1 protein-coding gene is annotated in these 1,219 nt (G+C 77.8%); it reads left to right on the top strand.

From position 1 onward, the window contains the following. Positions 1-292: 292 nt before the first annotated feature. Complete coding sequence (locus tag ABEB16_RS18810; protein ID WP_345713741.1) at positions 293-1,081, top strand: CPBP family glutamic-type intramembrane protease; 789 nt, start codon at positions 293-295, stop codon at positions 1,079-1,081. Positions 1,082-1,219 lie beyond the last annotated feature (138 nt).

Genomic DNA, 1,219 nt, shown 5'->3' with positions numbered 1-1,219 from the left:
CGCAGCAGGAACGGCACGCCCCGCCAGCGGTCGTTGTCGATCCACAGCCGCACCGCCGCGGTGGACCCCGACCTGGCCGACGCCGCGCGCGGCGTCCTGGCGCGCGGCGCCGGTCGGGTCGACATCGTCGACGGCTGACGCCGAGGGCGCCGACGGCTGACGCGGGCGCCCGGTGTCACTCCCGGGGGTGACACCGGGACCGCTCGCGGTGGTGACGTCCGGGAACCTCCGGCGCGGGAAGGCTCGACGGTGCCGGCGGGACCCACCTGCCACCGGCCCGGAGGAGATCCCCGTGAGCACCCCCGCCACCCCCCTCCCCGTCCGCTCGAGCGCCACCGGGCCCGCCGTGCCCGGCAGCGGCCTCACCGCACCGGGCCGCTTCGGCTGGCCCGCCACCCTGGCGCTGTTCCTCGTGCCCGGCGCCGCCTGCACCCTGTGGGCGCTGGCGGTGGGACCGCTGCTCGCCGCGCACGGCCTGCCCGCGGTGCTGGCCGGCAGCCTCAGCCCCGTCGTGCCCCTGGAGCTCGTGCTGCTGCTCCGGCTGGGCCGGCGCGCCACCGGCCGCTGGGGCCTGCGGGGGATCGTCGGTTTCCGCCGCCGGCTGCCGTGGTGGCGGCTGGTGGCGACCGCCGCGGCCCTCTACCTCGCCGGCGTCGGCCTCCACCTGGCGCTGGACCCGCTCAGCACCCTCGTCGAGGACCGCCACCTCGGCTGGATGCCCGACGCGCTGGCCGGCGACACCGCCGGCACCCCGCACACCGCCACGGGCCTGCTCGTGCTGCTGCTCGGCAGCGTCCTGCTCAACGGCCTCGTGCACCCGCTCGTGGAGGAGCTGTACTTCCGCGGCTGGCTGCTGCCGCGGATGCCCGTGGCGGGCACCGCGGCGGTCGTCGCCAACGCCGCGCTCTTCTCGCTGCAGCACTTCTGGCAGCCACAGCTGTACCTGCTGGTGTTCCTCGTGCAGCTGCTGGTGCAGCTCGTGCTCGTGCGCTGCGGCGACCTGCGGGTGCCGGTGGCCGTGCACTGCGCGGTCAACCTCACCGGCGGCGCCCTGGCCGTGGCCGCGTTCCTCGCCACCTGAGCCCCGCCGGTGGCTAGCGTGCGGACCGTGCGCGCGCAGGGAGCCGGTGCCGGCCGGGGGCGGGACGCCGCCGTGGCCGTCGGCGCGTGCCTGCCGTCGCTGGTGCAGCTGGCGACCGTCGACCAGGGCTGGCGCGCC

Source organism: Kineococcus glutinatus (genome assembly GCF_039542765.1).
GTDB lineage: Bacteria > Actinomycetota > Actinomycetes > Actinomycetales > Kineococcaceae > Kineococcus_A > Kineococcus_A glutinatus.
Note: the sequence above shows the minus strand (reverse complement) of the source record. Positions and strands in the feature narration are given on the sequence as shown.